Annotated in this window: 24 protein-coding genes, 1 tRNA gene and 1 pseudogene; 15 read left to right on the forward strand and 11 right to left on the reverse strand. The window is 72.7% G+C overall.

The annotated features are described in order from the left end of the window. Positions 1–19 precede the first annotated feature (19 nt). Together OHB09_RS13700 and OHB09_RS13705 are read right to left on the reverse strand one after the other, a co-directional pair. Complete coding sequence (locus tag OHB09_RS13700) at positions 20–1,018, reverse strand: sigma-70 family RNA polymerase sigma factor (protein ID WP_006143910.1); 999 nt, start codon at positions 1,016–1,018, stop codon at positions 20–22. A 382-nt stretch (positions 1,019–1,400) separates the two neighbouring features. Further along, positions 1,401–2,165: a dioxygenase family protein gene (locus tag OHB09_RS13705; protein WP_040897126.1), complete on the reverse strand. Its 765-nt coding sequence runs from the start codon at positions 2,163–2,165 to the stop codon at positions 1,401–1,403. A 179-nt stretch (positions 2,166–2,344) separates the two neighbouring features. On the opposite strand from OHB09_RS13705, the gene OHB09_RS13710 reads away from it, so the two are divergent. Next, positions 2,345–2,848: a MarR family winged helix-turn-helix transcriptional regulator gene (locus OHB09_RS13710; RefSeq protein ID WP_006143912.1), complete on the forward strand. Its 504-nt coding sequence runs from the start codon at positions 2,345–2,347 to the stop codon at positions 2,846–2,848. 75 nt (positions 2,849–2,923) lie between these two features. Here OHB09_RS13710 and OHB09_RS13715 read toward each other — a convergent pair whose 3' ends face one another. Both OHB09_RS13715 and OHB09_RS13720 read right to left on the reverse strand, forming a co-directional pair. After that, positions 2,924–4,483, reverse strand: coding sequence for an MFS transporter (locus tag OHB09_RS13715; RefSeq protein ID WP_006143913.1), 1,560 nt, complete (start codon positions 4,481–4,483; stop codon positions 2,924–2,926). 426 nt (positions 4,484–4,909) lie between these two features. After that, a complete protein-coding gene (locus tag OHB09_RS13720) occupies positions 4,910–5,599 on the reverse strand; it encodes a TetR/AcrR family transcriptional regulator (protein ID WP_006143914.1) in 690 nt (229 codons plus the stop codon). Between the two features lie 337 nt (positions 5,600–5,936). Here OHB09_RS13720 and OHB09_RS13725 point away from each other — a divergent pair, with 337 nt between their 5' ends. Further along, a complete protein-coding gene (locus OHB09_RS13725) occupies positions 5,937–7,226 on the forward strand; it encodes a M6 family metalloprotease domain-containing protein (RefSeq protein WP_319351296.1) in 1,290 nt (429 codons plus the stop codon). 257 nt (positions 7,227–7,483) lie between these two features. Continuing rightward, positions 7,484–9,223: an IclR family transcriptional regulator domain-containing protein gene (locus tag OHB09_RS13730; RefSeq protein ID WP_006143916.1), complete on the forward strand. Its 1,740-nt coding sequence runs from the start codon at positions 7,484–7,486 to the stop codon at positions 9,221–9,223. A gap of 280 nt (positions 9,224–9,503) precedes the next feature. Here the strand turns inward: OHB09_RS13730 and OHB09_RS13735 are convergent, their stop codons facing one another. The 3 genes from OHB09_RS13735 to OHB09_RS13745 form a co-directional block, all read right to left on the reverse strand. Further along, positions 9,504–10,208, reverse strand: coding sequence for a ScbR family autoregulator-binding transcription factor (locus OHB09_RS13735; protein WP_167795284.1), 705 nt, complete (start codon positions 10,206–10,208; stop codon positions 9,504–9,506). Between the two features lie 154 nt (positions 10,209–10,362). Continuing rightward, the gene (locus tag OHB09_RS13740) at positions 10,363–11,679 is read right to left on the reverse strand and encodes a cytochrome P450 family protein (RefSeq protein WP_191854945.1); all 1,317 of its coding nucleotides are present in this window, start codon (positions 11,677–11,679) and stop codon (positions 10,363–10,365) included. Positions 11,680–11,901: 222 nt separating this feature from the next. Next, positions 11,902–12,591, reverse strand: a complete 690-nt coding sequence (locus OHB09_RS13745; RefSeq protein WP_006143919.1) for a ScbR family autoregulator-binding transcription factor — start codon at positions 12,589–12,591, stop codon at positions 11,902–11,904. 309 nt (positions 12,592–12,900) lie between these two features. Between OHB09_RS13745 and OHB09_RS13750 the strand changes: the two genes are divergently transcribed. From OHB09_RS13750 to OHB09_RS13775, 6 genes are all read left to right on the forward strand, one after another. Beyond that, positions 12,901–15,069: an acyl-CoA dehydrogenase family protein gene (locus OHB09_RS13750; protein WP_328922039.1), complete on the forward strand. Its 2,169-nt coding sequence runs from the start codon at positions 12,901–12,903 to the stop codon at positions 15,067–15,069. Between the two features lie 110 nt (positions 15,070–15,179). After that, complete coding sequence (locus OHB09_RS13755; protein WP_328922040.1) at positions 15,180–15,737, forward strand: helix-turn-helix domain-containing protein; 558 nt, start codon at positions 15,180–15,182, stop codon at positions 15,735–15,737. Positions 15,738–16,026: 289 nt separating this feature from the next. Continuing rightward, positions 16,027–16,350: a putative quinol monooxygenase gene (locus OHB09_RS13760; protein WP_006143922.1), complete on the forward strand. Its 324-nt coding sequence runs from the start codon at positions 16,027–16,029 to the stop codon at positions 16,348–16,350. Positions 16,351–16,398: 48 nt separating this feature from the next. Continuing rightward, entirely contained in the window at positions 16,399–17,118 is a 720-nt protein-coding gene (locus OHB09_RS13765; RefSeq protein WP_234552136.1) for an SDR family NAD(P)-dependent oxidoreductase, read from the forward strand. Positions 17,119–17,195: 77 nt separating this feature from the next. After that, complete coding sequence (locus OHB09_RS13770) at positions 17,196–18,263, forward strand: SAM-dependent methyltransferase (protein ID WP_328922041.1); 1,068 nt, start codon at positions 17,196–17,198, stop codon at positions 18,261–18,263. A gap of 144 nt (positions 18,264–18,407) precedes the next feature. Beyond that, a tRNA-Arg gene (locus OHB09_RS13775) sits at positions 18,408–18,480 on the forward strand. Positions 18,481–18,600: 120 nt separating this feature from the next. On the opposite strand, the pseudogene OHB09_RS13780 reads toward OHB09_RS13775, so the two are convergent. The 4 genes and pseudogenes from OHB09_RS13780 to OHB09_RS13800 all read right to left on the reverse strand — a co-directional run bounded on the left by OHB09_RS13780 (position 18,601) and on the right by OHB09_RS13800 (position 20,965). Beyond that, positions 18,601–19,066 (reverse strand): annotated as a pseudogene (locus OHB09_RS13780) (PIN domain-containing protein). Continuing rightward, complete coding sequence (locus OHB09_RS13785) at positions 19,056–19,325, reverse strand: type II toxin-antitoxin system Phd/YefM family antitoxin (protein ID WP_191891569.1); 270 nt, start codon at positions 19,323–19,325, stop codon at positions 19,056–19,058. The pseudogene OHB09_RS13780 and the gene OHB09_RS13785 overlap by 11 nt, the downstream one beginning before the upstream one ends. Before the next feature lie 23 nt (positions 19,326–19,348). Next, positions 19,349–19,822: an SMI1/KNR4 family protein gene (locus OHB09_RS13790; protein ID WP_328922042.1), complete on the reverse strand. Its 474-nt coding sequence runs from the start codon at positions 19,820–19,822 to the stop codon at positions 19,349–19,351. 390 nt (positions 19,823–20,212) lie between these two features. Next, positions 20,213–20,965 (reverse strand): SDR family NAD(P)-dependent oxidoreductase, encoded by a 753-nt coding sequence (locus OHB09_RS13800; RefSeq protein WP_328922043.1) that lies wholly within the window; start codon positions 20,963–20,965, stop codon positions 20,213–20,215. Between the two features lie 185 nt (positions 20,966–21,150). Here OHB09_RS13800 and OHB09_RS13805 point away from each other — a divergent pair, with 185 nt between their 5' ends. The 6 genes from OHB09_RS13805 (at position 21,151) to OHB09_RS13830 (ending at position 26,212) form a co-directional block, all read left to right on the forward strand. Beyond that, on the forward strand, positions 21,151–21,990 hold the full coding sequence (locus tag OHB09_RS13805; protein ID WP_328922044.1) for a helix-turn-helix transcriptional regulator: 840 nt from the start codon (positions 21,151–21,153) through the stop codon (positions 21,988–21,990). A gap of 364 nt (positions 21,991–22,354) precedes the next feature. Then, the gene (locus tag OHB09_RS13810; RefSeq protein WP_040897039.1) at positions 22,355–22,897 is read left to right on the forward strand and encodes a DUF1707 SHOCT-like domain-containing protein; all 543 of its coding nucleotides are present in this window, start codon (positions 22,355–22,357) and stop codon (positions 22,895–22,897) included. Between the two features lie 105 nt (positions 22,898–23,002). Continuing rightward, positions 23,003–23,413 carry a VOC family protein gene (locus OHB09_RS13815; protein ID WP_328922045.1) on the forward strand — a complete coding sequence of 137 codons (411 nt, stop codon included), beginning with the start codon at positions 23,003–23,005 and terminating at the stop codon, positions 23,411–23,413. Positions 23,414–23,804: 391 nt separating this feature from the next. Continuing rightward, positions 23,805–24,608, forward strand: coding sequence for an SDR family oxidoreductase (locus OHB09_RS13820; RefSeq protein WP_328922046.1), 804 nt, complete (start codon positions 23,805–23,807; stop codon positions 24,606–24,608). 206 nt (positions 24,609–24,814) lie between these two features. Further along, positions 24,815–25,738, forward strand: a complete 924-nt coding sequence (locus OHB09_RS13825) for a helix-turn-helix transcriptional regulator (RefSeq protein WP_234527931.1) — start codon at positions 24,815–24,817, stop codon at positions 25,736–25,738. 135 nt (positions 25,739–25,873) lie between these two features. Then, complete coding sequence (locus OHB09_RS13830; RefSeq protein WP_328922047.1) at positions 25,874–26,212, forward strand: deoxyxylulose-5-phosphate synthase; 339 nt, start codon at positions 25,874–25,876, stop codon at positions 26,210–26,212. The last annotated feature ends 197 nt before the right edge of the window (positions 26,213–26,409 follow it).

Below are 26,409 nucleotides of genomic sequence, written 5' to 3' on the forward strand. Positions count from 1 at the left end.
CGTGCGGTGTCCGCGGTGATCAGGCCACCGCGTCGAAACCGGTGCTGCGGGCGAGCTTCTTCAGCTCCAGCAGCGCGTGCTTCTCGATCTGCCGGATGCGCTCGCGGGTCAGTCCGTGCTCCTTGCCGACCTCTGTCAGCGTACGCTCCCGGCCGTCCTCGATGCCGTAGCGCATCTTGATGATGGACGCCGTGCGCTGGTCGAGCCGGCCGATCAGGTCGTCCAGCTCCTCGCTGCGCAGCAGGGTGAGGACCGACTGCTCGGGGGAGACCGCGGAGGTGTCCTCCAGCAGGTCGCCGAACTGGGTCTCGCCCTCGTCGTCCACCGACATGTTCAGCGACACCGGGTCGCGGGCCCAGTCGAGCACGTCCGTGACGCGTTCGGCGTTGGAGCCCAGCTCCGCGGCGATCTCGGCGGGCTCGGGGTCCCGGCCGTGCTCACGGTTGAACTCGCGCTGCACGCGACGGATCCGGCCGAGCTCCTCCACGAGGTGGACGGGGAGCCGGATGGTGCGGGACTGGTCGGCTATCGAGCGGGTGATCGCCTGCCGGATCCACCACGTGGCGTACGTGGAGAACTTGAAGCCCTTGCGGTAGTCGAACTTCTCGACCGCGCGGACCAGACCGGCGTTGCCCTCCTGGATGAGGTCGAGCAGGGGCAGGCCGCTGCGCGGGTAGCGCCGCGCGACGGCGACGACCAGTCGCAGGTTGGACCGGATGAAGACGTCCTTCGCACGCTCGCCGGCTTCGACCAGGGCCTCGAGTTCCTCGCGGGAGGCGTCCGCGCGGGACTCCTCCTCGCCCTCGAGGATCTGCCGCGCGAACACACCCGCCTCGATGACCTGGGACAGCTCGACTTCCTTGGCAGCGTCGAGCAGCGGTGTGCGCGCGATCTCGTCGAGGTACATGCCGACCAGGTCGCGGTCGGCGATCTCACCGGCGTGGGTGCGAACACTGCCTGCCGCGTCGGCCGTCTCGCCGGTGGCGGACTTACGACGGGCGACGGCACGGGTTGCCATGCGTGCTCCCTTGCGATGGTGGGCTGGCGGGTGGTTCTCAGCTGCTTGGCACTGTGGTCGGGTGCCCTGCATCTGATGGAAACAACGACTGGAATCCGGACAGAATTCCCAACCCGGCCCTCCTTTTTTCTGATCATGCAGTACCCTGCGCGGCCACGCCGGCGGGACGAGGGAGCGAGGGGGGTGGGGAGGCCCAGGCCGGAGGGGTGAGCCGGGCCTTCGTCTGTGTAGACGGGGCGGATCGCCGGAAGGTTGCCGCCGAGGGGACGCGTGGGCCGATTCACAGGAGATCCGGCAAGCCACCCCCTCACCAGGAGCCGGCCCGGGATCCGCCCCCTCACCAGGCACCGGCCCGGGGCCCGCGCCCCCGCGCCCCCACCCGCTAGCCGAACTGCACCGACCTCTTCGCGAGGCCCAGCCAGAAGCCCTCGATGACCGAGCGCTGGGTGTCCAGCTCCCCGGCCGCGTCCGCCGCGCCCAGGGTGACGAACAGCGGGGCGAAGTGCTCCGTGCGGGGGTGGGCGAGCTGCCCCGCCGGGGAGGTGCGGGTGAAGTCCAGCAGCGCGTCGACGTCGCCGGCTGCCAGTGCCCGCTGTCCCCAGTCGTCGAACTCCGCGGACCAGCCGGGAATTCCCCCGGCGTGCCGCAGCGCGGCCAGGTTGTGGGTGAAGAACCCGGAGCCCACGATCAGCACGCCCTCGTCCCGCAGCGGGGCGAGCCGGCGGCCGATCTCCATGAGGCGGACGGGGTCGAGCGTGGGCATCGAGATCTGCAGGACGGGGATGTCCGCCTCCGGGTACATCTCCACGAGCGGCACGTACGCCCCGTGGTCCAGCCCCCGGTCCGGCACGTCCTGGACCGGCGTCCCGGGCGCGCGCAGCAGCTTGCGGACGGAGTCGGCGAGCGCGGGCGCCCCGGGGGCCTCGTACCGCACGCGGTAGTAGTGCTCGGGGAAGCCCCAGAAGTCGTACACGAGCGGGACGGGCTCCACGGCGCCGAGGGCGAGCGGGGCGTCCTCCCAGTGCGCGGAGACCATGAGGATCGCCCTGGGGCGCGGCAGGGTGGCGGACCAGGCGGACAGTTCACCGGGCCAGACCGGGTCGTCGGCCAGCGGGGGCGCCCCGTGGCTGAGGTAGAGGGTGGGCATGCGCCCGGCTGCGGGGCGCTCTTCGGCGAGGGCGGACATGGGGCGGGCCTCCTCCGGCGACGGTCGGCCGGCGACAGTCGCCCTGGGCGTGTGAAGAGATACTTGAAATATCAAGCTAACCCCTACAGCCTAACGCGCTGTTGTTTAACCTTCAAGGAGATGCCTCGTACAGTAGGCGCATGGACACCGCACCCGGCCGCGACACCCGCTGGCTCACCCCCGAGGAGCAGCGCGTCTGGCGCGCCTATCTGCACGCCGTCACGCTCCTGGAGGACCACCTCGACCGGCAGCTCCAGCGGGACGCCGACATGCCGCACGTCTACTACGGACTGCTCGTCCAGCTCGGCGAGGCGCCGGAGCGGCGGCTGCGGATGACGGAGCTGGCGAAGCAGGCCAAGATCACGCGCTCGCGCCTCTCGCACGCCGTCTCCCGGCTGGAGAAGAACGGGTGGGTCCGGCGCGAGGAGTGCCCCGACGACAAGCGGGGCCAGTTCGCGGTGCTCACCGACGCCGGGTACGAGGTGCTGCGGCGGACCGCGCCAGGGCATGTGGAGGCCGTCCGCCAGGCCGTCTTCGACCGGCTCAGCCCGGAACAGCAGAAGTCCCTCGGCGAGATCATGCAGATCGTCGCCGAGGGACTTCAGCCGAAGGAGGCGGGCGCGGACCTGCCCTGGCTCCGCTGACCCGCCTCCCCCGCCGGGCCCTCACCGGGCCCTTCGAGCCCCTGAGTGGGTGGTCACCGGATCACCGGTGGGTCGTCAGTGCGCGACCACCGGGATCTGGAACTCGTCCTGCGCGCCCTCGGCCGACTCGCCGGAGGCGGAACCGGCGCCGGGGCGGCCGGTGTTGATCAGCGTCATCGCGATGAGCGAGGCCGCCACCAGGATGCCGACGGCGAACCAGATCGCGCTGGTGTAGCCGTGCACCTGACCCTGGAGCTGGACGAGCTGCGCCTGCGTCTTGGAGCCGGCACCCGCGATGTGGTCGCTGATGTACGCGGTGGTCGCCGACGCGGCGATCGTGTTCAGCAGGGCGGTGCCGATCGCGCCGCCCACCTGCTGCGAGGTGTTGACCATCGCGGAGGCGACACCGGAGTCCCGGGGCTCGACCCCGTACGTGGCCAGGGACATCGCCGGCATGAACGCCGTACCCATGCCGAGGCCGAGCAGGAGCTGTCCGGGCAGCAGGAGGCTGACGTAGGAGCTGCCGATCTCCAGCTGGGTCAGGACCAGCATGCCGACGGCCGCGAGCAGGAAGCCCGGCCCCATCAGCAGCCGCGGCGGGACCCGCGTCATCAGCCGGGCGCCGATCTGCGTGGAGCCCGTGATCATGCCCGCGATCATCGGCAGGAAGGCGAAGCCGGTCTTGACCGGCGAGTAGCCCTGGACCGCCTGCAGGTAGTAGGTGAGGAACAGGAACAGGCCGAACATCGCGATGATCGCGAGGCCGAGGGAGAGGTAGACACCGCCGCGGTTGCGTTCGGTGATCACCCGCAGCGGCAGCAGCGGGGCCTTGACCCGGGACTCGGTCACGACGAACGCGAGGAGCAGCACGCCGGCGACGACGAAGAGGCCGATGGTCGTCGTGTCGCTCCAGCCCTCCGACTCGGCGCGCGTGAAGCCGTACACCAGCGAGACCAGGCCGAGGGTCGACAGGATCACGCCGGGGATGTCGAGCGAGGAGCGGTTGCGGCTGCCGGACGGCTCGTGGATGACGAAGTACGCGCCGAGCGCGGCAACCAGCGCGAACGGGATGTTCACGAAGAACGTCCAGCGCCAGTCCAGGTACTCGGTGAGGAAGCCGCCGAGGATCAGGCCGACGGCGCCGCCGCCACCGGCGATCGCGCCGTAGATGCCGAACGCCTTGGCGCGCTCCTTGGCGTCGGTGAACATCACCGCGAGCAGGGAGAGCGCGGCGGGTGCGAGCAGCGCGCCGAAGACGCCCTGCAGCGCGCGGGCGCCGAACATCATGGCGCCGCTCTGCGCGGCGCCGCCGAGCGCGGAGGCCGCCGCGAAGCCGGCGAGGCCGAGGACGAAGGTCCGCTTGCGGCCCCACAGGTCGGCGATGCGCCCGCCGAACAGCAGCAGGCCGCCGAAGGCGAGCGCGTAGGCCGTGATGACCCACTGCCGGTTGCCGTCGGATATGCCGAGGTCCTGCTGGGCGGAGGGCAGGGCGATGTTCACGATGGTCGCGTCGAGCACGACCATGAGCTGGGCGAGCGCGATGAAGATCAGCGCCCTCCAGGGGTTGGGGGTGCGGCCGGGCGTACCGTCGGATCGAGGTGACGCCTCGGCGGCGGCCGGGGCTGTGTCAGACATGGGTGTACCCACTCCGGGACTCGGTGAGGAACGAACGTAACGGGATAAGTCGTACTGCTACGGCATGACGGAAGAATGTGGATTCGATGACGGACTCGGAAACGATGTCCTGGGCCTCTTGACCGAGGAAGCCCGGCGTGCGGGGCGGGGGGCGTACCGGCGCGAGAGCGCGGTCGTCCCACCCCACGGCCTCCCGGTCCGTCCTCGTCGACGGTCGGAGCGCCTGGCGGCGTCGGTCGGTGGTCTGGTCTGTGTGGTCCATGAGCCGCGGTACGCGTGGCTCAGGTGGTCTGTGACGGCTCCTGTGGTCTTCGAGCCGTTTCCCCGTGGTCGTGCGTCGGTTCTGATGGTCCGGGTCGCGGTGCCCGGTCCGCGTGGGCGCGCTCTCGCGTCAGTGCGCCTCGCGGTCCGGCCGCTCCGGTGGTCTCAGTGGTGACCGCCGTGCTGTCCGGAACTCATCGGCTGATCGGTGCTGGGTGTGCGAAGGGCCTCCATGGTCACGGCCGTGCCCGGCAGCGCGGAGCGGGCGGGAGCCCGCAGTCCGTCCAGGAACAGCTGGAGATGACGGTGGACGAATCGGTCGATGCTCAGGCACCCCGCTCCGGCGAGCGGACGACTGAGCTGGGCCGCGGCGACCATCACGTCGCCGACGGCCACGTCGGGGCGGAGCTGTCCCGCCCTGCGCGCCCGGTCCATGAGCGACTCCACCAACTGCTCGAGTCGTTGACGGGAGGCGTCCAGATCGGGGTGGTGCTGGTCGAAGGCCCCCTGGAGCATCGGGCACAGCGCGCCGATCCGTTCGTCGACGGACGTGTGCACGAACCGGGACAGTGCCGCGAAGGCGTCGCCGCTCTCGGCGAGCGCCGCCTCTGCCGCCTCGGCCGTGCGGTCCATGACGGAACAGACGACCTCGCGCGCCAGCGCCTCGCGGTCCGGGAAGTTGCGGTACACGGTGGCGTTGCCGACACCGGCCCGCCGGGCGACCTCGTCGAGCGGCACGTACGGGCCGAACTCGACGAACATCTCCCGCGCCGCGGTGACGATGCGCTCCCGGTTGCGCAGGGCGTCGGCACGCGGCCGGCTCACTCGGCGCTGCACGGGTACGGCGGTCTCCACGGCGTCCTCCCTCTCTCTCCGGGCCCCTCGGGGCTTCGCGTGTCCGGCCGCTCGCGGGCTCTTCCCCGAGCCCCCGTCCGAACCGGGGAACCGCTCCCCGCTTCAGCCGGACAGTGAGCTAAACGGGGAATCGGTCCCCGTTAATTCCGCCCTCCCGAGAACTTTGATGTGACCTGCGTCACAGCTTCCGTGAGGGCCGCTTCCGGCGCCCGTTCCCGCCCTCCCGGACCCCCGATCGGTCCCCTCCAACGCGCACCTCCATCCCAGGTCACGGAGGGTGAGCGAAAGGGGAGCAGCCGTGACGCCGGGTGGCTGCCGTGGAGCGGAGGGGTCGCCTGTGCCGTCGTCCCAGTGCCGGATACGCCCGCGCCACCGGATACGCCCGCGCCGCGCCGCCGCCCTCGCCTCGGTCGCCGCGCTGACCCTGGCCGTCTCCGCCTCCGGCGCCGCCCGGCTCCCGGCCGGCACCACGACGGCGGGTCCCGCGGCCCCGGCCCGGGCCGCCTCGCTCGGTTCCTGCGCCCTCGCCGGTGAGGACGACGTCCAGATGTCGGAGGGACTGCGCACCGCCCCCGGCTACGCCCGCTCCACCGGCACCGTGCACGCCCTCACCCTGATGATCGACTTCTCCGACGCGCCCGGCGAGGGGACGGCCATGGACCGCTTCCGGGAGTTCTTCCCTCAGACCAGGAAGTGGTTCGCCACCAGCTCCTACGGCCGCCTCGACTACCGCCCCGCGACACCCGTCCGGCACTGGCTGCGGATGCCCAAGCCGTTCAAGGCGTACGGGATAGAGCGCGGCGCCCCCTTCGAACCCGCCTATCGCGACCTGGTCGAGGACCTCGTGGCCGAGGCCGACCCGGAGGTGGACTTCCGCTCCTACGACCTGCTCAACGTCCTGGTCACGCCGAACGCCGGCCCCTCCGCGCTGGACACGGTGCTCTCGGTGACGTTCGCCGGCAACGCGGACGCCCCGGTCGCCGACGGTGTGCCGGTGGCCAACGCCTCCTTCGTCTACAGCCGCCAGGACGACGGCTCCGGCTCCTACGGCTCCACCGGCTACCGGGTGCTGCCGCACGAGAACGGGCACGTCTTCGGGCTGCCCGACCTCTACACCCAGGACGGCGGCGGCTCCGTCGGGCACTGGGACATCATGAGCGAGGACTGGGGCGCCGGGAACGACCTGCTCGGCTGGCACAAGTGGAAGCTGGGCTGGCTGACGGACACGCAGGTGCGGTGCGCGGCGGGCCGCGGCAGCAGCGAGTACACACTCACGCCGCTGGCCCGCGCGGGCGGGGTCAAGCTGGTCGTCGTACCGCTCGGCGAGCGCACCGGGTACGCGCTGGAACTGCGCACCCAGGAGGGCAACGACGCCGCGGTGTGCCGGCCGGGAATCCTGGTCTACCGGGTCGACGCGGACGTCGACACCGGCAACGGGCCCGTCACCGTGCGCGACGCCCGCCGCGACAGCGGCGGCTGCACCCGCAGCCCCAACGTCCAGGCGGAACTCTCCGACGCCGCCTTCACACCCGGCGACACCTTCCGCGACCGCACCCGCCACCTCACGATGACGGTCCTGCCCAAGGACCGCGGGGGCAACTACCGGATACGGGTGACGAGGGGATGAGGCGGGCGGGGTGAGGAGGCGGGCGGGGGGATGAGGCGCGTGACGGACCGGCCGTCCGATCCCGGGGGACGAGGCGCGTGACGGACCGGCCGTCCGATCCCGGGGGACGAGGCGCGTGACGGACCGGCCATCCGATCCCCGGGGGACGAGGCGCGTGACGGACCGGCCGTCCGATCCCGGGGGGACGAGGGCGGGGACGGGGCCGCGGCGGGGCGTCTCCCCCGGCCGCCCCGCCGCACCCGCACTACCGTGGCCTCATGGCCCCGAACCCCGCTCCCACCCGGGAGGACGGCTCCCGGGAGGACGCTCACGGCGTCCCCCCGGAGGCCGTCGCACCGCTCATCCGCGGCATCACCGTCCTCCGCCGCCTCACCGAGGCCGACGGCGCCTGCAGCCTCAGCGCCCTGGAGCGCTCCTGCGCCCTCGCCCGCTCCACCGTGGACCGCGTGACCGCCACCCTCGCCCGCATGGGCTACGTGCGCCTGGAGCACCGTGACGTCCTCGTGGCCCCCCGCCTCGCGGAGCTGGGCAACGCCTACCTCGCGGCCCTGCGGCTGCCCGGCCTGCTGGACGCCCACGCGGACGCGCTCGCGGACGAGCTCGACGAGTCCGTCTCGCTCGCCGTCCCCGACCGGGACGGCATCCGCTTCATCCACCAGGCCACCCGGCGCCGCGCGATGTCGCTCAGCTTCCGCATCGGCGATCTGCTGCCCGCCGAACGCACCGCCCCGGGGCCGCTGTTCGCCACCGAGTGGGACGCGGAGGACTGGGCGCGCTGGCGCGCCCGCCGCGCGGCGGATCCCGAGGACCGCGGCTTCCCGGCGGTCCCGGCCCGCAGCCGCCCCTCGGCCGGCTCCGTCGGCGTGGCCCCGGGCGACGACTTCGAGGAGCGCGCCGCCGCGGCCGCCCGGGAGGGCTGGGCACTGGACGACCAGCTGATCGAGCCCGGTCTGGTCGCCCTGTCGATGCCGGTACGGACGCCCGCGCACGGGCCGGCTCGGGAGGTGGCGGGCGACGGTGCCCCGGGCCGCATCGCCTGCGTGGTGAGCGTCGTCAGCCACACCCGCCGGCACACCGCCGAGGACCTGCGCGTGAGCCTGCTGCCCCGGCTGCGCACGGCGGTCGCCGCGATGGAGCGGGAACTGGCCGCCGCCCCGCCGGCCGTGCCCTCCCCCGCCCCGGCCTCCGGGCTGGCGGGGTGGACCGGCGCGTCCAAGCAGGAGCTGGGGCGGGAGTTCGTGGAGTCGCTCGCGCGGGGGCTGACCGTGATCACGGCCTTCGGGGAGGGCCGCGCCGAACTGACGCTGAGCGAGGTCGCCGAGGCCACCGGCCTGCCCCGGGCCACCGCCCGCCGGGCCCTCATCACCCTGCGCCACCTGGGCTGCGTCACCGCGCACGGCCGCGGGTTCCGGCTCACCCCGCGGGTCCTGGGCCTCGGCTTCCCGCCGCTGTCCCGCACGACCCTCGCCGACATCGCCGACCCGCATCTGACGGCGCTCTCGCACCGCCTGCACGAATCGTCCTCGCTCGCGGTCCTCACCGGCGAGCAGGAGGTCCAGTACGTCGCCCGTGCCTCGGTGAGCCGCGTGATGAGCGTCCGCGTCTCGGTCGGCACCCGGCTGCCCGCCCACCCGACCGCGCTGGGCCGCGTCCTGCTGGCCGGCCTCCCCGAGCCGCACCTGCCGCCCGCCCTGCCGGCCCCGACCCGGCGCACGATCACCGACCCGGAGCGGCTGCGGACGGAACTGGACCGGGTACGGCGCCAGGGGTACGCGGTGGTCGACGGCGAGCTGGAGGAGGGGCTGCGCTCGGTGGCCGTGCCGGTGCGGGACCGCGAGGGACGCGTGGTCGCCGCCGTCAACGTCGCCATGCACAGCGGCCGCCGCACCGCCGAGGACGGCGAGCGGGAGATCCTGCCCCCGCTGCGCGAGACGGCCGCCCGCATCGAGGCGGACCTGCACGTGACGGGACGGTTCCGGCGGGTGCCGAGCGTCTGAGCCCGGGGGCGGGGCGGAAGCCGGCCGAGGGCGGGAGGGGCGGACGTGGGCGGGTGCGGGGCCTGCTGCGGGCCGGGGCTGCGGCGCCGGGGGCCCAGGGTCACGGCACGAGGGGGCCCGGGGGTGCGAGGGCCCCTGGGTGCCCGGGGCGCCGGCGTCAGGCGCCGCCGAGGGCGGGAGGGGCGGGCCTGGGCGGGCCCCACGGATCGGGACTGAGCGGGCCCTACGGGGAGCCGCGCGGGCCCCACAGGCCGGGACCGCGGCGCGAGGGCGCCCGGAGCTACGGCGCGAGGGGGGCTGCCGGGGTCGGCCGGGGCACGCGGCCGGTGAACGGCGGCGTGCCGCCCGCCGCCTCGGGCCGCCGTCCCGCCGGCACCAGCACGCGCCGCACCGTGCCCGAGGCCACCCGCGGCAGCAGCAGCGTCCAGAACCGGGTCAGGGTGGGCCGGCCCAGCCAGCGTCCGTCGTGCCCGCCGAGCGCGGCGAAACCGACCGTCGCGCCCACGACCGCGGTCGCCAGGTCGCGGGGCTGGACGTCACCGGCCAGCAGTGCCTCCCGCCCGGCTCGGGCGGCGGCCCGCTCCACCCACTCCCGCCAGCGCGCGTACAGGTCCTCCCGCGGCTCCCCCGGGCCCACCGCCGAGCCGTCGCTGAGGTCGAAGCCGGCCCGCAGCACGACATCGTGCGCGAGTCCGTCCAGGAGGGCGTGACTGGCGTCGACGAGCGCCTGCAGCGAGCCCCCGTACTGGGGCAACGGCCTTTCCGCCGACGTCATCCGGTCGAACCGTTCGGCCGCCGCCCGGCCCACCGCCGCCGCGAGGGCCGCCTTGCTGGCGAAGTGGAAGTGCAGCGCACCGTTGCTCACCCCGGCCCGGGAGCTGATCCCCGCGAGGGAGGCGAGTTCGAAACCGTCCCGGGTGAACAGTTCGGCGGCGGACTCGATCAGGGCGTTCCGCGTACGTACCGCACGTTCCTGCTTGGCCATCGGTCGCTCCGGGCTGCTGGAGGGTCGAGCGAAACTAACAAACCGTTTGCGCTGTTTTCAAGCGGGCGTACGAAGTGTGAGACAGCGGTGACCGTGCGCGGACACGCTCCGGGCGCACGCTCCGCGCAGCGGCCGGCCACCCCTGCGCCCCAGTTCAGACGGTACGCAGCACGACCGGGAGCCGGGCGTACCCGCTGACGATGAAGGACGGCACCCGCCCCAGTTCCTCCACCGGAAGAACAGACTCCAGATCGGGGAAGCGGGCGAAGAGGGCCGAGAGCGCGGTGGTCGCCTCCAACCGGGCCAGCGGCGCGCCCAGGCAGCGGTGCACCCCGTACCCGAAGTCGAGGTCCTCGCGGCGCCCGGGCCGCATCAGGTCGAAGACGGCCGCGCCCCCGCCGTCCCCGCCGCCCTCCCCGACGCCGCCCCCGCCGTCGCCGTCCCCGGCCTCCTCGCCCTCGCCGTGCGCCTCCGGATCGACGGCCGCCGCGGCGAAGTTGACCAGGATCGGGTCACCGCGGGCGATGCGGACGCCGTCCAGGTCGATGTCCTCCACGGCGAACCGCATCGGCGAGTAGGCGGCCGGACCGTGCGCCCGCAGGGTCTCCTCGACCACGTCGGCCCAGTCCACCCGCCCCTCGCGGACGTGCGCGCGCTGTTCCGGGTCGGCGCAGAGCGCGGCGACCGCGTTGGTCAGGAGGGTGCAGGTGGTCTCCTGCCCGGCGGCGATCATCAGGTAGAGGGTGCCGAGCAGTTCGGGCTCGGTGAGGCGGGCCGCCTCCGCTCCGGGGGCCGCCGGCTCGTCGTCGCGCACCGCGATGAGCGCGGAGGTGAGGTCCTCGCCGGGGCGGGCCCGCTTCTCGGCGACCAGTTCGGCGAGCATGCCGAACACCTCCCGCTGCGCCGCCGCCATCTCCGCGCCGGGCACGGCGGTGCCGAACACCAGGTCCAGCAGGCCGCACAGCCGCTCGCGCGACTCCTCGGCGACCCCGAACAGTTCGCAGATCACGTGCATCGGCAGCACGTTGGCGAACTCCGCGCGCAGGTCGACCTCCTGCCCTGCGGGCAGTCCGGCCAGCCGGTCCAGCAGCGCCTCGGTGAGTTCCTCGATCCGCGGCCGCAGGGCCTGCGTACGGCGGGCGGTGAACGCGGCGGCGACCATCCGGCGCAGTCGCGCGTGGTGCTCCCCGTAGGAGAACAGCATGTTCTCGTTGGCCACCCACGGATACAGCGGCCAGTCCGGGCCGATCTCCCCGGCCGCGAACGCCGGCCAGTGCCGGCGGCCGTCCTTGGACACGCGGGGGTCCATGAGCAGCCGCTTGAGGTACTTCCGCCGCACGACTGCCCAGGCGGTGACGCCGCCGGGCAGTTCGACGGGGGCGGCGGGGCCCACGGCCCGCAGGCGCGCGGCCTCCCCGGCCGGGTCGCGTCCGGCGATGTCGAGGGCGTAGGGGCAGACGTCCTGGTCCATCCGTGCACTCCGTTCGGTCGGGCTGGCGTGGCCTGGTGACGTGGCGAGTGACTGCGAGGGCGGGGCAGGCGCGTGGGGCTGTGGGGGGACGTGCGGCTACGGGGGATGTGGGGAACGGGGGGGGGGGAACGGGGGGCGGAGACGTGTGGGCGGGACGGGGGCGAGCGGGCGGGGCGGGAGGCGGACGGACCGCGGGGCGGGCTCCGGGGCCCCGGGCACGGGTCAGCCGGGGCCGGCGGCCTCGGCCTCCGCCTCGCGCAGGCGGAGCGCGGCCTCGTACACCTTCGGTCCGCGCTCGGCGGAGAAGTCGAGGCGGACGAGGACCCCGGGCGCGGCGACGGCCGGCATCAGGTAGCGGTAGAGGTCGGTGACGCGTTCGGGGAGGTCCGCGCGCTCGGTCATGATCCGGGAGAGCACCTGCACACCGGTGAACGCCCCGACGAACAGCCGTGCCAGGGCGGCGACGTCGACGTGCGCGAGGATCTCGCCCTGCCGCTTGGCCTCCTCGAACAGCGACTGGTTGTGCGCGGTCCAGTCCTGCATCGGCACCCGGCGGTTGAGCTGGTCCTTGGCCGAGCCCTGGTCCACCGTCAGCCGGACGCTGCCCTGGACGATGGGGTCGCCGGTGCCGCTCTGCAGCAGGTGGGCGAGCAACAGCGCCTCGTCCAGGGACTCCTGGAGCTTCAGATCCTGAGCCGGCACCCGGGGCAGGGTGGAGACCTGCGCGGCCAGCACCTCCTGGGCCAGCGCCTGCTTGGACGCGAAGTGGAAGTAGAGGGCTCCCTTGGTGACTCCGGAGCGCCGCAGCACGTCGGAGATGGTCGCCGCCTCGTATCCGACCTCGTCGAACACCTCCGCCGCGGCGACCAGGATGGCCTGCCGCGTCCGGATGGCCCGTTCCTGCCGCGCCACACGCACCCCGCCCCGTTTGTCTCGTTCAAGGATCCACGGACAGTAAAACCAGCCGCACGGTTTTTTCAACCCTGCCGGGAACCGTGGCCGATGCCCCGGTTGCGCCCGATTGCGCACCTCGATTCCGTCCCCCGGGACCGCCGGGAGCGGCCGATCTTCACAATTCGGTGGGGCATATGCCGGATGTGGGCCTTGATAAGAAAACCGGCCGGTCCTTATCTTCATCATCCGGGTCCCGGATCGAAACATTCCGCGACCTTGTCCTCACGGCCGCTGCACACCAGGAGACCCACCCCAGGGGGGAACCCGATGACCGTCACGACGTCCGAGGCCTTACGGACGGAAGCATCCCGCCGCGTGCCCCCGCCCCCGGCGGGAGGACCGGAACCGGGATCGCCGTCCGCGCCGGGCGCCACGACGACCGCCGAACGGGACGTCACGCAGGACGCCACGCAGGACGTCTCGCACGACGCCACGCGGGACGCCTCGTCGGACGTCTCGCGGGACGCGGACGCGCTCCCGGGCGCGGGGACCGCGACGGCCGACGCACGGGCGGACCTGACGCGCCTGCTCTTCGCGGGCCCCGACCCCGACCGTACCCACGGCACCTGGCGGCGACTCCTCGGCGGCCCGGCCTTCACCTACCGCCCCGGTCTCGCCCCCGCCGAGCGGGCCGCGCTCTCGTACGAGCGACTGCGCCTCCTCAACGACGTCCTGACCGCCGAGGACCCCGCCGCCCCGGCGCGGTTCGCGGCCGACCCGCACCGGCTGGCCGCGCTGCACGAGTGGATCGGCCCGGTGGACGGCGGCCTGACGACGCTGGCGAGCATCCACTACAACCTGTTCCTGGGCAGCCTCGTCGACCACGACCTCGCCCATGACCACGACCTGTCCCCCTTCACCGCCATGCGCCGCGTCGGCACCTTCCTGTGCACGGAGCTGGAGCACGGCAACGATGTCGCCGCGATGGAGACCGTCGCCGTACTGGACCGCGAGCGCGGCGGCTTCGACCTGCACACGCCCACGCCGGGCGCGGCCAAGTTCATGCCCAACACCAGCCTGACCGGCGGTCCCAAGACGGCCGTAGTCGCCGCCCGGCTGCTCGTCGACGGCGAGGACCAGGGCATCTTCCTCTTCCTCACCCCGCTCAGCGACGAGCACGGTCATCTGCCCGGCATCAGGGTCCGCCGCCTGCCCGACCGCACCGGCACGCCCGTCGACCACTGCCTGACCTCCTTCACGCACGTACGGCTGCCGCACGAGGCGCTGCTCCAGGGCGAGCACGGGCGGCTCACTCCCGAGGGCTCGCTGACCAGCGTGCTCGGCAACCGGCGCAAGCGGTTCCTGCGCTCCATAGGCCGGGTCACGATGGGCAAGCTGTGCATGAGCGCGGGCACGCTGGGCATGGCCCGCGCGGCCCTCACCATCGCCGTCCGGCACGCCCACAGCCGCCGTATCTCCGGGCCGCGCGCGGGCGAGCGCCTGCCGGTCGCCGCCCACCGCAGCCACCACGGCCGACTGCTCGACGCCCTGGCGACGGCGTACGCGATGACGTTCCTGCACCGCGAGGTGGTGGACCGCTTCGCCGGCCTGGGCGACGGTGAGGGCCACCGGGCCGACTGGGCCGCCGGGGCCGCCGACGCAGGGCGGGAGGACCGGGCCGACGGGACGGGCCGAGGGGACCGGGAGGACCGGGAGGACCGGGAGGACCGGGAGGACCGGGAGGACCGGGAGGACCGGGAGGACCGGGAGGAGATCGAGCGACTCGCTGCGGTCGCGAAGGGCTGGATCACCTGGCAGGCCCGGGACATCGCCATCGAGTGCCGCGAACGCTGCGGCGCCCAGGGCCTGTTCCCGGCCAACGGCATCTCCGACCTGCCGGCCAACATCGAGGGCGGCATCACGGCCGAGGGCGACAACCTGGTGATCTGGGTCAAGGCCGCCTCGGAGATGGTCTTCGGCCACACCGTCCCGCTCCCGCCCGCCCGCACCGCCCCCGGCGACGTGGACGACCCGGCCTTCCTGCGCGACCTGCTGACGCACGCCGAGTCGCTCTGGCAGAAACGTGCCCGCACCGCCCTGCGCGAGGGCCCCTCGGGCGACCCGACGGGCCGCTGGAACGCCACGTCGACCCCGGCGCTGGAGATGGTCGAGGCCCACGCCTGCCGTACGGCCGCCGACGCCTTCCTCGCCGCCGCCGACCGGGCAACGGACCCCACGGCCCGCGCCCTCCTGCGCGCCCTGTGCCGCGTCTTCCTGCTGCGCCGCCTGCGCGAGCACACCGGCGACCTGCTGGCCGAGGGCCTCCTCACCCCCGACCAGGTACGGGCCCTGCCCCGTGCCCTCGACACGGCCACCGCCGAGGCGGCCCCCCACCTGCCCACCCTCGCCGAGGCCTTCGACCTGCCCCCGGACCTGCTGGCCACGATCCCGCTCGCGAGCGGCGCCGGCATCACCCGCACCCTGGAGCAGCCGTAGCCACCGGCGTGCCACCGCGCCCCTGACCCCCGCCCCCGCCCGATGCCCGGTCCGCGCCGCGAGCCGGGCATCGGGCGGGGGAACGGGGCGGGCGCGAGGCGAGCGGAGCGGTGACAGCGGTGTCGGAGACGGCGGCGAGCCTCGACCTGGCCGGAAGGGCCGAAGCAGCCGGAGCGGCCGAAGGCACCACCGGAACGACCGCAGTGGCCGGGCTGGTCGGCCGGGGCCGCGAGGAGCTCGGTGCCCGCACGTGGCAGGGCCGGGCGGCGGCGGAACTCCGCGCCACCGGCAGGCCGCGTATGGGCCGGGGCAGGGCCCGCACCGCCCTCACCCTCCAGGAGTCCGAGGTCGCGAGGCCGGCCGCCCCGGGACCGTCCCACCCGCAGATCGTCTCGCGCCTGTTCCTCTCCCCGCGCACCGTGTCCTCGCACCTGTACGGCGTCTTCCGCACGCTGGGGATCACCTCCCGCGCGGAATTCCGCGACGCCCTCGAGACCCTCGAGACCCGCGAGACCCGCGAGACCCGCGAGACCCGCGAGACCCGCGAGACCCGCGAGACCCGCGAGACCCGCGAGACCATCGCGGCCGGGGACGCCCTCGAGGCCGGGGACGCCCTCGCCTCCCCTCAGCCGCCGGAAGAGCCGCCGTCCGCGCCACCGAAGCAGTGAGCGACCCGACGCGGGAACCCGCTGCGCACAACCCGGTGTAAGCAACCCGGTGTAAGCAACCCGCCGACAGTTGTCAGTCGGTTGACGGAGGCTGCCGGCACGTCCGCCGGGCCATCGTGGAGACAACACGGACGCGGCAGGGCGACCGTCGACGCCGACCCGGTCGACGCGGCTCTCCTCACCGTCCTCCACCCCGAGCGGCCACCGGGCCGTCCCCCCGGCTCCGCACACACGCGGACACCCGGCGACCCGGCCCCCGGCCACTCCGACCCGAAAGACAGGTATCACCATGACCGCCACCGCCCAGGGCTACGTCACCGTCATCTGGGACGCCAAGGCGAGGCCCGGCCGCGAGGCCGACCTCAAGGCGTTCATCACCGCCGCCGTCACGCCCTCCCGCAACGACCCCGGGAACATCGACTACGAGGCCCACGAAGTCGAGGGCCGCCCCGGCGAGTTCGTCATCTACGAGCGCTGGGAGACCCGCGCCCACCTCGACTCCCACCTCGCCGCCCCCCGGATGCGGGAACTCGTCCCGCAGATGCTGGAACTGATCGACGGCTCCATCGAGGACGGCATCCGCCTGCTGCGCCCCTTCCGCCCCGCCAACTAGTCCCCCGCGGACGCCTGTTGCCGCAGCACCCCCTCATCGGAGCACCCCATGACCACGCCCATGCCCACGACAACCACCACGACACTCGTCACCGGAGCCAACAGGGGGCTCGGCCACGAAATCGCCCGCCGGCTCGTCGAAGCGGGCCAACGGGTCTGGATCGGCGCCCGGGACGCCGGCCGCGGCCGTGAAGCGGCGGACCGGCTCGGCGCGGGCTTCGTCCCGTTGGACGTGACCGACGACGCCTCGGTCGAGGCGGCCGTCGAGACGCTGCGCGCCGAAGTCGGCCACCTGGACGTGCTGATCAACAACGCGGGCATCCTCGGCGAGGTGACCGCCCCCGCCGACATGACGGCGGACCTGATACGCCACGTCTACGAGACCAACGTCTTCGGACTCGTCCGCGTCACCCACGCCTTCCTGCCCCTGCTGCGCGCGTCGGCCGCCACCCCGTCCGTCGTCAACGTCACCAGCGGGGTCGGCTCGTTCGCGCTCGTCCACGACCCCGAGCGCGTCGAGTCCCGCTACCCGCTCGCCGCCTACGGCTCCTCGAAGAGCGCGGTCACCATGCTGACCGTGCAGTACGCCCGGACGATCCCCGAGGTCCGCTTCAACGCGGTCGACCCCGGCCAGACGGCGACGGAGTTCACCGGCCGCGTCGGCCACACCGTCGAGGAGGGCGCGGAGGCGGCGGTCCGCCTCGCCACCCTGGGCCCCGACACCCCCACCGGCACACTGACCGACCGCGAGGGCCCGCTGCCCTGGTGACCCCCGGCCGCCGGGCACAATCGACCCCACGACTTCCCTGGACAACGCAAGACGTCCACGGCCAAGGAAACGAGCCCATGAGCGACAACGAACCGATACCGGTCTCCCCGGACTCCCCGGACCCGCAGAGCCTCGAGGCCCTGCAGGCGGCGCTGGGCGCCCGCGCCCGCCTGCGGCAGTGGGCGGAGAGCGCCCACCTGCTCGACCTGCTGCGCGCGGCCTCCGCCGAGGGATGGCTGGAGGCACTGGCCCGCCCCGTCACCGTCGAGGACCTCGCCGCCCTCGGCGGCGTCCCGGCCGAGCGCGCCCGCCGGACGGTCGAGGTCCTCCTCGCCGCCGACGTGATCCGCGAGGCCGGGACCACTCCCCCCGCCTACACCCTGACCGGTGACTTCGCCGCCCTCCAGGCGGGCGCCTCCGGACTGGGCACGGACATCGCCCTCGACGCCGTCGCCGCCTCCCGCGACCGCGTCCGCACCGCGCTCTCGGCGAGCGGCACGCCGTACGACTGGCGGGAGGACGCGCTGGTCGTCGCCCGCGACTGGGGCATGCTCCCCACGGACGCCTCACGCGCCCTGTTCGGCATGGCCTACGCCGAACTGCCGGACTACCACGAACGGTTGTCCGCGGGCGGTCCCCTCCTGGACGTGGGCAGCGGCATCGGCGGCGCCCTGCTCAGCACCCTGACGGCATACCCGGCCCTCCACGCCGTCGCCGTCGAACGCGCCGCCGACGTCGCCGAGGAACTGCGCGACCGCGCGGAAGCCGCCGACGTGGCCTCCCGCGTGGACATACGCCGCACCGACGCCCGGCACCTCGACGACGAGGCCGCCTACACCGTCTGCTACTGGGCCCAGGCCTTCTTCCCCCACGACGCCCGCGCGGACACCCTCGCCGCCATCCGGCGCGCCCTCACCCCCGGCGGCCTCCTCCTCGCCCAGGAACTGGCCCCGCCCCCGGACGACTCCCCCTCCGCCCGCCTGAGCGCCGCCCTGGACGCCCTCGTCGCCGACAGCCGCGGCATCCCCCCGGTCGTGCGCGCGGAATCCCTGGCCGAGGAATTCCAGACCGCCGGCTTCACCGACGTCAAGGTGATCCCCACCCCCGTGGGCCGCCTGGTCCTCGCCCGCCGCGACACCCACTGACCCCCGCACCGGCCGCGATGCCCCCCACACACACCGCAGCCCACCCGCTACACTGGCGGCGGCGAACCCACCCTCACCGGTGACCCGCCACCCCGTCCACGGACATGTCGCCCCCACCGCGCACACGCCCACCGACGGAACCCCGCCTTCGTAGCTCAGGGGATAGAGCACCGCTCTCCTAAAGCGGGTGTCGCAGGTTCGAATCCTGCCGGGGGCACACGGCACAGGGCCGGTTCGAAGGGCTTGATCTCTCGAACCGGCCCTGTTGCGTGATCACATCCGTGTCGCGCGCGGACCATGGAGTCCGGTGTGCTTCCACCGCACCAGTGCTCTGCCGTCAGCCTTCGTGGGGCACCCTCGGGCGGGTGACCGGCACGACGGTGAGGAGGTCGTCCAGCCCTTTGAAGTCGTCAGGGTTGGTGGTGAAGAGAGGGAGGTTCTCCGCCACGGCGATGGCAGCGATCATCAGGTCGGCCACCCGGCGGCGTGGCTTGCGGCCGGCGCTGATCACCGCGGCACAGATACGGCCGTAGACCGGGCCGCTTCGGCATCGAAGGGGATGGGGTCGAACTCGTTCTCGGCGCGTTGCAGGACGTCGAGCCTGCGGGCGCGTTCGGCGTGTTCGTCGTAGCTGCTCTGTTCGTCGTTGCGACGGACCTCGTGCGGACCGGCGGACAACTCGGCCAGGATGATGGCGGTGATCGCCATTTCGTCCGGTAGCTCCTCGGGGCCACCCATCGGCGCAGAATCATGATGTTGGTGTCGAGGAGGCCCTGCTGATGCGTCGAGCGGTCAGCGATCATAGGGATCGTCCGGGTAAGCGTCGGCTGTGGCGTCCTGATCGGCGCGGAACCTGCCAAGGTCGATGCCGGGGGCGGTCCTGGACATCGCGGCGAACTCCTGGCGGGAGACGAACCGGCGGCGGCGACGCAGCGGGACGAGCTGGCCGATCGGATGTCCGTCACGGGTGACGGTGAACGACTGACCGCCCTGTACGGCATCCATGATCTCTCCGGACCGGCTGCGCAGATCCCGTTGGGTGATTTCGGGCTGACCGCTCATATCAGTCAAGGTAGCACCGGGTGCTACCAAGTGGTCCACGACGCCAAAAGGGCCAGCTCAGGAGTGTTATGGCTTTTGCGGTGAGCGTTGCCCCTCACATGGTCGAACGGGACGTGGTCCTCACTCCAAGAGGTCTGCCTGTCTGTCCGGAAGGCGTTCCGAGCACCTGTCACCTGGCCGCCGTCCTGAACGCGCAACAGATCGATCAGCGAGGCTGGGAGCGTGCCATCGAGCAGTCGCTCGGCGTCCCGCACAGCCTGGTCAGTCAGCGGCTGCTGCACCCCATAGTCGCTGTCGGCATCCCAGAACGCGGGCAGCACATCGTCAGAACGAGCCATGACTCGAACCGTAGGAACCGCGGGCTGCGTCGGCCGCCGGAAGAGGCTGGCAGCGTGATCCGCTGCTGCATCATCCGGTGGAACGAACATGCCGAAGACGAGCACCTTCGTGACGTCGTGAGCAGGGCGAACGTTGCCTGATGCGGCACTGGTCACCACGTCGATGCCACATCCTTCAGCCGGAGGCCCCTCCCTCTCCCCCACGGATCATGGTCCCGAGTCGATCAGCGATGGCCCGGTCACGGTCGTTGGTCATGTGCTGACAGATCAGCGCGGCCCGCAAGCTGCTGTGTCTCATCCGCGTCATCGGCTCCCGCGTGCTGGGCCCGGCCGTCGAGGCCAACGTGCCCGTGTGACGCGGATCGTGGGAGTGCAGCTCGACCATGACGCCCGCGGCATTCCGGGCCTTGGCCCATGGGACGGCGTCGTACGCGGGGACTGGTGCGGTGTGGTCCTCGACGACAGGAGGATCTGTTGGTCGGCCGCGTCAGCACACTCACGCCGGCGTTCGGCCGTATCCGGGTGGTCCGTGACGGCCCCGTGAGGGTGTCAGACCTGGCCGTAACCGCCGTCGACCTGGTAGTCGGCGCCGTTGACGTGGGAGGCCGCGTCCGAGGCGACGAAGGCGATCACGGCGGCGACCTCTTCCGGGGTACCGGCCCGGGTCATCGGGGTCCCGGTGCCCATCGTGGTGATGAGCGCCTCGCGTTCCTCGGCGGTGGCGGCCAGTTGCGCGAAGCTGGGCGTGTCCGTCGGGCCCGGGCTCACCACGTTCACCCGGATCCCGTGCGGGGTCAGCTCAAGGGCCCAGGTACGGGCGAGAGCGCGGACCCCGGCCTTGGAGGCCGCGTAGAGACTCCGCCCGCGCGACGCCTTGTGCGCGGCCATCGAGCCGGTGAGGACGATGACGCCACCGTCCGCCAGCAGCGGCAGTGCCTTCTGGACGGTCATGATCGTGCCGGTGATGTTGACGTCGAAGACCGTCCTGATGACGTCCTCGGTGATGGTTCCCAGCGGTGCGGTCGCGATCGCCGCCGCGTTGACGACCAGCGCGTCCAGCCGGCCGCTGCGCCGCTCCACCTGCGCGAAGAGCCGGTCGAGGTCGTCGGCCGCGCGCGAGTCGGCCCGTACCCCGGTGACATCACCCGGGATGTCCGCGGCCGCCGCCGTCACGGCGTCCTGGTCCCGTCCCGTGATGTAGACGGTGCCGCCGCCTTCGGCGATCTTCCGCGCGGTGACGTGCCCGATGCCGGCACTTCCACCCGTCACTACCGCGACCTTGTCGTGAAACGCGTTGCTCATGGAACTCGTCGTCCGTTCATCTGGGTAGCCGTCCTTCGGGAACGTGGTGCGAGACGTCCCGAAAAGTCCTGAGGAACACAGGCGGTACGAGCGTGCGCCTTGTGCTGACACCGGTGCCAGGAGCCTGCTGATGCTGGTACTGGCAGCACCAGGCCGACGTCTCCCGGCTCTGGCACAGTGGACGTGTGCCGCCAAGCGTGAACCGGACCGAACTGCGGGATTTCCTGCGCTCACGGCGCGCGCGGGTCTCACCCGAGGACGTCGGCATACCCGCGACGGTCCGTCGGCGCACCCCCGGACTGCGCCGCGAGGAGGTCGCCCAGCTGGCCGGTATCGGCATCACCTGGTACACGTGGCTGGAGCAGGGGCGCCCGATCAACGTCAGCTCCCAGGTGCTCGACGCGGTGGCCCGCACGCTGTTTCTGAGCGCCGCGGAGCGTGAGCACCTCTACCGTCTGGCCGAGGTCCCCCAGCCTCCGGCCATCAGTGATCCGCCGATCGAGCTCCCCGACCACCTCGACAGCGTCCTGGGAGCCCTGGACCCGTTGCCCGCCATGCTGGTCGACGGCCGCACCGACGTGCTGCGCTGGAACCGCGCGTATGCGGCCCTGCACCCCGCTCTGGTCAGTGCTCCGCCCGGCAGGCGCAACACCCTCTGGCAGCTCTTCGCGGCACCGGAGGAGCAGCCGCGCATCGTCAACCGCGAGGAGCAGGCGCCCGAGGCCGTGGCGGGGTTCCGCTACCGCTACAGCCAGAACGCGGGCGACGCGCGATGGCAGGACTTCGTCGCCCGTCTGTGCACCGCCAGCCCGCTGTTCTCCCGGCTCTGGGCCACACACGACGTCGCTCCCCCGCACCTGTGCGACAAGCGCTACGACATCCCGGGGATCGGCGAAGTGAGCCTGCGTGCCACCAGCATGGAACTGACCGACCACCCCGGCGTCCGCCTCGTCGTCCAGACCCCCACCGACGAAAGCAGCCGCGAGAACGTCGACCGTCTGCTGCGCCGGGCGACGCACGTGTGACTGATGGACCATCCCTGACACCGACCCGGTGGCGCGGTGCGGGTGGGAACCAGGCGAACGCGAGGTCGCCCTGACATCAACGGCTGACATCAACGGCTGACATCAAGGGCGCCGGACTCCAGCGACTCCGGACGGTTGAGGGCGTCAGCTCGAGTCTCGCACCAGCCAGCCGCTGAAGGCGCGGGAGCGAACCCCTGAAGCCGGGTGTCGCAGGCTCGAATGCGCCGCGCGCAGCAGGAGGGCCGACGTCATGTGCTGCCGCCGCCTCGGGAATCAGTCCGAGATGATCAGTGCCCAACTCCAGGCCGAAGGCGCCACGTTGTCGGGTGTGTTCGCATCACCGGCACGGCACTAGGGTGAGGCTGTGAGCCATCCGTCAGAGGACTTGCCGTCACGGATCACCGAAGAGGACCGCGACACGGCCGTGCGGCGCTTGCAGGACGCGTACGCCGGCGGGGACATCTCGCACGAGGAGATGGACGAAGGCCTCCACCAGGTCCTCACCGCCGAGATGCGCAGCGAGCTCATGTCGGCAGTGGCCTCGCTTCCGGAGGAGAGTGCGGGCAGCACGTCCACGATTGCCGCCGCCGGCGGACGGATCCGGCGGCGCGGCGCATGGCGGGTACCTCGGAGTCTCAAGGTCGAGTCCGCATTCGGAAAGGTGCGCTTGGATCTCTCCCGAGCCGTCATCGAGCATGCGGTGGTCGACATCGAGTTGCGACTCGGCACCGGCGGAGCCAAGATCACGGTCCCTCGAGACGCGATCGTCGACGTCGAGAACCTGCGGACCGGGTGGAAGGACTTGCTCTACAAGCCCCAGCGCCGTCCCCGTCCAGGTGGGCCGAAGATCCGGATCTCCGGTGCCATGGGGTACGGGCGCTTGAGGATCCGCCACGCGCGGCGTTGATGCCCCTGTGCGGCACCAGGACGAGCGCCTGCAGGTGCGGCCGGCCGTCCGAGTTGGAGCAGCTTTCGGGGCAGTGGCGGGCCAGATGGGTCCACTCTCGGTGCCATGTTCAACGCCATCACGCACTCGCAGATATTCGTCCTCGACCAGGACGAGGCCCTCGACTTCTCCGTCGGCAAGCTCGGCCTTGAGGTCACCGCGGACGTCGACATGGGGTTCATGCGCCAGCTGACCGTGAGCGTCCCCGGCCGCCCCGAGCGGCAGATCCTCCTGGAGAAGCCGGGCGTGCCGGCGATGTCGGAGGAGACCGCGGAGCAGGTGCGCGAACCGGTGTCCAAGGGGGCCATGGGCGGTTGGTTCATCCTCACGACGGACGACTGCCGCAGAGCCTACGAGACGCTCCTCGGGAAAGGGGTGGAGTTCACCGAGAAACCCACCGAGCGTCCGTACGGGATCGACTGTGCTCTGCGTGATCCCTTCGGGAATCCTATTCGCTTCACCCAGCTGAAGGTCTGAGGGCTGCCTGGGGGGAGCCGGCAGAAGGGCCGGTCCGGGAGGGTTTTCCTCCCGGACCGGCCCTTCCCTGTGTCCCGGACCGGCCCTTCCCTGTGTCCCGGACCGGCCCTTCCCTGTGTCCCGGACCGGCCCTTCCCTGTGTCCCGGACCGGCCCTTCTCTGTGTCCGGGGCCGTGCCGTCTCGTTGCTGGCGCTGGGTCGGCGGTCGGGCGAGCGTAAGAACGGGGGGCTCTCTCAGTACCTGTATCACCAGGATCTCCCCCGTGATCGGGACGCCTGCCAATCTGTTTCGAGTCGGTTCCGGGACGACGCTGGAGTGCCTTCGCCGCATTTCTTCATTGCGCGCATTCCACCGCACCGGACGCACGTACAAGAAAGGGAACGAGAATTCATGGCGGACGACCGGTTCACCACTCACGCAGAGCTTTTCGATCTGCGGGGGAAATACGCACTCGTCACCGGTGGCACCAGGGGCATCGGGATGATGATCGCGCGCGGCCTTCTGCGGGCGGGTGCCCGCGTAGTCATCAGTTCGCGGGACGCGGACGCGTGCGCGGAGGCAGAGCGTCAACTGTCGGAGTTCGGTGAGGTGCAGGCGATCCCCGCCGACCTTTCCCGGTACGAGGAGTGCCGGCGCCTCGCCGATCTCGTCACGGCCGACTCGGGACGCCTGGACATCCTCGTCAACAACGCGGGGGCGATGTGGCGCGAGCCGCTGGAGACGTTCCCGGTCGAGGCCTGGGACTCGGTGGTCGACCTCAACCTCAAGTCGCCGTTCTGGCTGGTGCAGGCGCTGCTGCCCGCGCTGCGCGCGGCGGGTACCGCCGACGATCCCGCGCGGGTCATCAACATCGGCAGTATCGCGGCGATTCACGTCGCCGCGTCGCCCAACTACTCGTACGCCGGCAGCAAGGCGGGGCTTCACCAGCTCACCCGAGTGCTCGCCCGGGAGCTGGGACCGCAGCACGTCACGGTGAACGCCGTGGCGCCGGGGCCGTTCCCCTCGCAGATGATGGCGTCCACGCTCGAGACCCACGGTGACGCGATCGCGGCGAAGGCCCCGCTGCGCCGGGTCGGCCGCGAGGACGACATGGCGGGTGTCGCCGTGTTCCTCGCCAGCCGGGCCGGGTCCTACCTCACGGGCGCCGTCGTCCCGGTCGACGGCGGTATCGCGACGACCGCGACGGGCACGTGAGCGTTCGTCGGCGCGAGGCTGCGCCGGCGCCTGACGTGCGTCGGCCGGAGCGGGTCCGTCTCCGGTTCGGTGGCGGGGCTGCGGTGCTCCAGCGGGCGGCCCGCCCGCCCTCGGCCGAGCAGGCCGGAAGTCTCAGGTCGGCGCCCGGCCGGTCGGGGTACTGGCAGGGCCTCCCTCCGCCGGCGAGGCCGTCCTACGGTGGAGGGGTGGTCACGATCGATCTGCGTTCCGAGATCAAGGAATTCCTGCGCTCGCGTCGCGCGCGGCTCGCGCCGGAGCGGGCCGGGCTGCCCGCCTACGGTGGCAACCGCCGGGTCGAGGGACTGCGTCGCGAAGAGGTGGCCATGCTGGCGGGGGTCTCGGTCGACTACTACGTGCGTATGGAGCGCGGCAGCCTCACCGGCGCCTCCGACGGGGTGCTCGAGGCCCTGGCCTCCGCCCTGCAGCTCGACGAGGCCGAGCGCGCTCACCTGTTCCATCTTGCGCGGCGCTCCAGGGCGTCCGGTGGCCCGGGCCCACGTCGTCGGCGGGCCGCGGTGACCGTGCGGCCCGCGCTTCAGCGGATGCTCGACGCGATCACCGACGCGCCCGCGTGGATCTGCAACGGCCGTTACGACGTGCTGGCCACGAATCACCTGGCCCGGGCGCTGTACGCACCGGTGTTCGCCGACCCGCGACGGCCGGCGAACACCGCGCGGTTCGTGTATCTGGAGCCCGAGGCGGCGGAGGGGTTCTTCGTCGACTACGACCGGGTCGTCCGCGACGTGGCCGCGAAACTGCGCATGGAGGCCGGCCGCAATCCGCACGACGAGGAACTGATCGCGCTGGTCGGCGAGTTGTCGACGCGCAGTGAGCTCTTCCGGCAGCGGTGGGCCTCTCGGGACGTCCGGTTCCACCGGTCGGGGCGCAAGCGCCTGCACCATCCGGTGGTGGGGCGGCTCGACCTGGACGTCGAGTCGATGGAGATGTCCGCCGAGCCCGGCCTGCTCCTCAACGTCTACACCGCACCCGCGGGCACGGCGACCGCGGAGAGGCTGGCCCTGCTGGCCTCGTGGGCGGCCGACCGGGACGGTCCGGCGCCCGAGAGCCGGGCACTCGGCCGAGATGCCCGGGGCGGACGCGACTCGTAGGAGTACGGCGCTCCGTGATCCGCTTCTGCCCAGGGGCGCCGCGAGGCCACCGGCGACGGGACGGGGTCGGCGTCGTCCTCACCGGCGCGCTGAAAGCCGTCGAGCCCGGACCCGCCATGGCTCTACCCTTCCCGCATGGCACATGGAAGGACCTCGTACGTCTGTCTGCCCTGCCGGGCCTCGTACAAGCAGTTCCACCCGGGGTACCACGAGCGCGGCCGGGTCTGTCCGCGCTGCGCCGGGGCGCTGATCTACGTCGGTTCCGCCTTCGCCGCGCCCAGGAGGCGGGACACCGAGGCCTGGCGTGTGCTCTCCGTGCTGCTGCATGCCGGTGTGCGGTTCCACAAGAGCTGCTGCGGCGGCCCCGGTTACCGTCCGCGCTCGCTCAGGGAGGTGCGCGAGCGGATGGACTACGCCCGGGCCACCGGTGAGCCGTTCGCCCGGGCACTGGTGCGCGGCGCGCTGCCCCGGTAGGCGGCACCCCGACCCGCTGCACCGGTGGGCGGCACCCGACCCGCTGCCCGTCCACGCGCCCGCGCCGGCACCACCGGCCACCGGACCCTCGCCCGCACCACCGGCCACCGGACCCTCGCCCGCGCCCGCACCCGCACCCGCGCCCGCGCCCGCGCCCGCGCCCGCACCACCATCCGCCGGTTCCCACGGCACCACCG

Origin of the sequence: Streptomyces griseoaurantiacus, assembly GCF_036189845.1 — a bacterium.
GTDB lineage: Bacteria > Actinomycetota > Actinomycetes > Streptomycetales > Streptomycetaceae > Streptomyces > Streptomyces griseoaurantiacus.

Bases quoted from the DNA above. Each gene is read 5' to 3' on its own strand.
- OHB09_RS13735 (WP_167795284.1), bottom strand. From the start codon at position 10,208: ATGGCCAAGCAGGAACGTGCGGTACGTACGCGGAACGCCCTGATCGAG.
- OHB09_RS13815 (WP_328922045.1), top strand. From the start codon at position 23,003: ATGTTCAACGCCATCACGCACTCGCAGATATTCGTCCTCGACCAGGAC.
- OHB09_RS13715 (WP_006143913.1), bottom strand. From the start codon at position 4,483: ATGTCTGACACAGCCCCGGCCGCCGCCGAGGCGTCACCTCGATCCGAC.
- OHB09_RS13760 (WP_006143922.1), top strand. From the start codon at position 16,027: ATGACCGCCACCGCCCAGGGCTACGTCACCGTCATCTGGGACGCCAAG.
- OHB09_RS13740 (WP_191854945.1), bottom strand. From the start codon at position 11,679: ATGGACCAGGACGTCTGCCCCTACGCCCTCGACATCGCCGGACGCGAC.
- OHB09_RS13705 (WP_040897126.1), bottom strand. From the start codon at position 2,165: ATGCCCACCCTCTACCTCAGCCACGGGGCGCCCCCGCTGGCCGACGAC.
- OHB09_RS13700 (WP_006143910.1), bottom strand. From the start codon at position 1,018: ATGGCAACCCGTGCCGTCGCCCGTCGTAAGTCCGCCACCGGCGAGACG.
- OHB09_RS13710 (WP_006143912.1), top strand. From the start codon at position 2,345: ATGGACACCGCACCCGGCCGCGACACCCGCTGGCTCACCCCCGAGGAG.
- OHB09_RS13800 (WP_328922043.1), bottom strand. From the start codon at position 20,965: ATGAGCAACGCGTTTCACGACAAGGTCGCGGTAGTGACGGGTGGAAGT.
- OHB09_RS13830 (WP_328922047.1), top strand. From the start codon at position 25,874: ATGGCACATGGAAGGACCTCGTACGTCTGTCTGCCCTGCCGGGCCTCG.
- OHB09_RS13785 (WP_191891569.1), bottom strand. From the start codon at position 19,325: ATGAGCGGTCAGCCCGAAATCACCCAACGGGATCTGCGCAGCCGGTCC.
- OHB09_RS13730 (WP_006143916.1), top strand. From the start codon at position 7,484: ATGGCCCCGAACCCCGCTCCCACCCGGGAGGACGGCTCCCGGGAGGAC.
- OHB09_RS13765 (WP_234552136.1), top strand. From the start codon at position 16,399: ATGACCACGCCCATGCCCACGACAACCACCACGACACTCGTCACCGGA.
- OHB09_RS13750 (WP_328922039.1), top strand. From the start codon at position 12,901: ATGACCGTCACGACGTCCGAGGCCTTACGGACGGAAGCATCCCGCCGC.
- OHB09_RS13770 (WP_328922041.1), top strand. From the start codon at position 17,196: ATGAGCGACAACGAACCGATACCGGTCTCCCCGGACTCCCCGGACCCG.
- OHB09_RS13820 (WP_328922046.1), top strand. From the start codon at position 23,805: ATGGCGGACGACCGGTTCACCACTCACGCAGAGCTTTTCGATCTGCGG.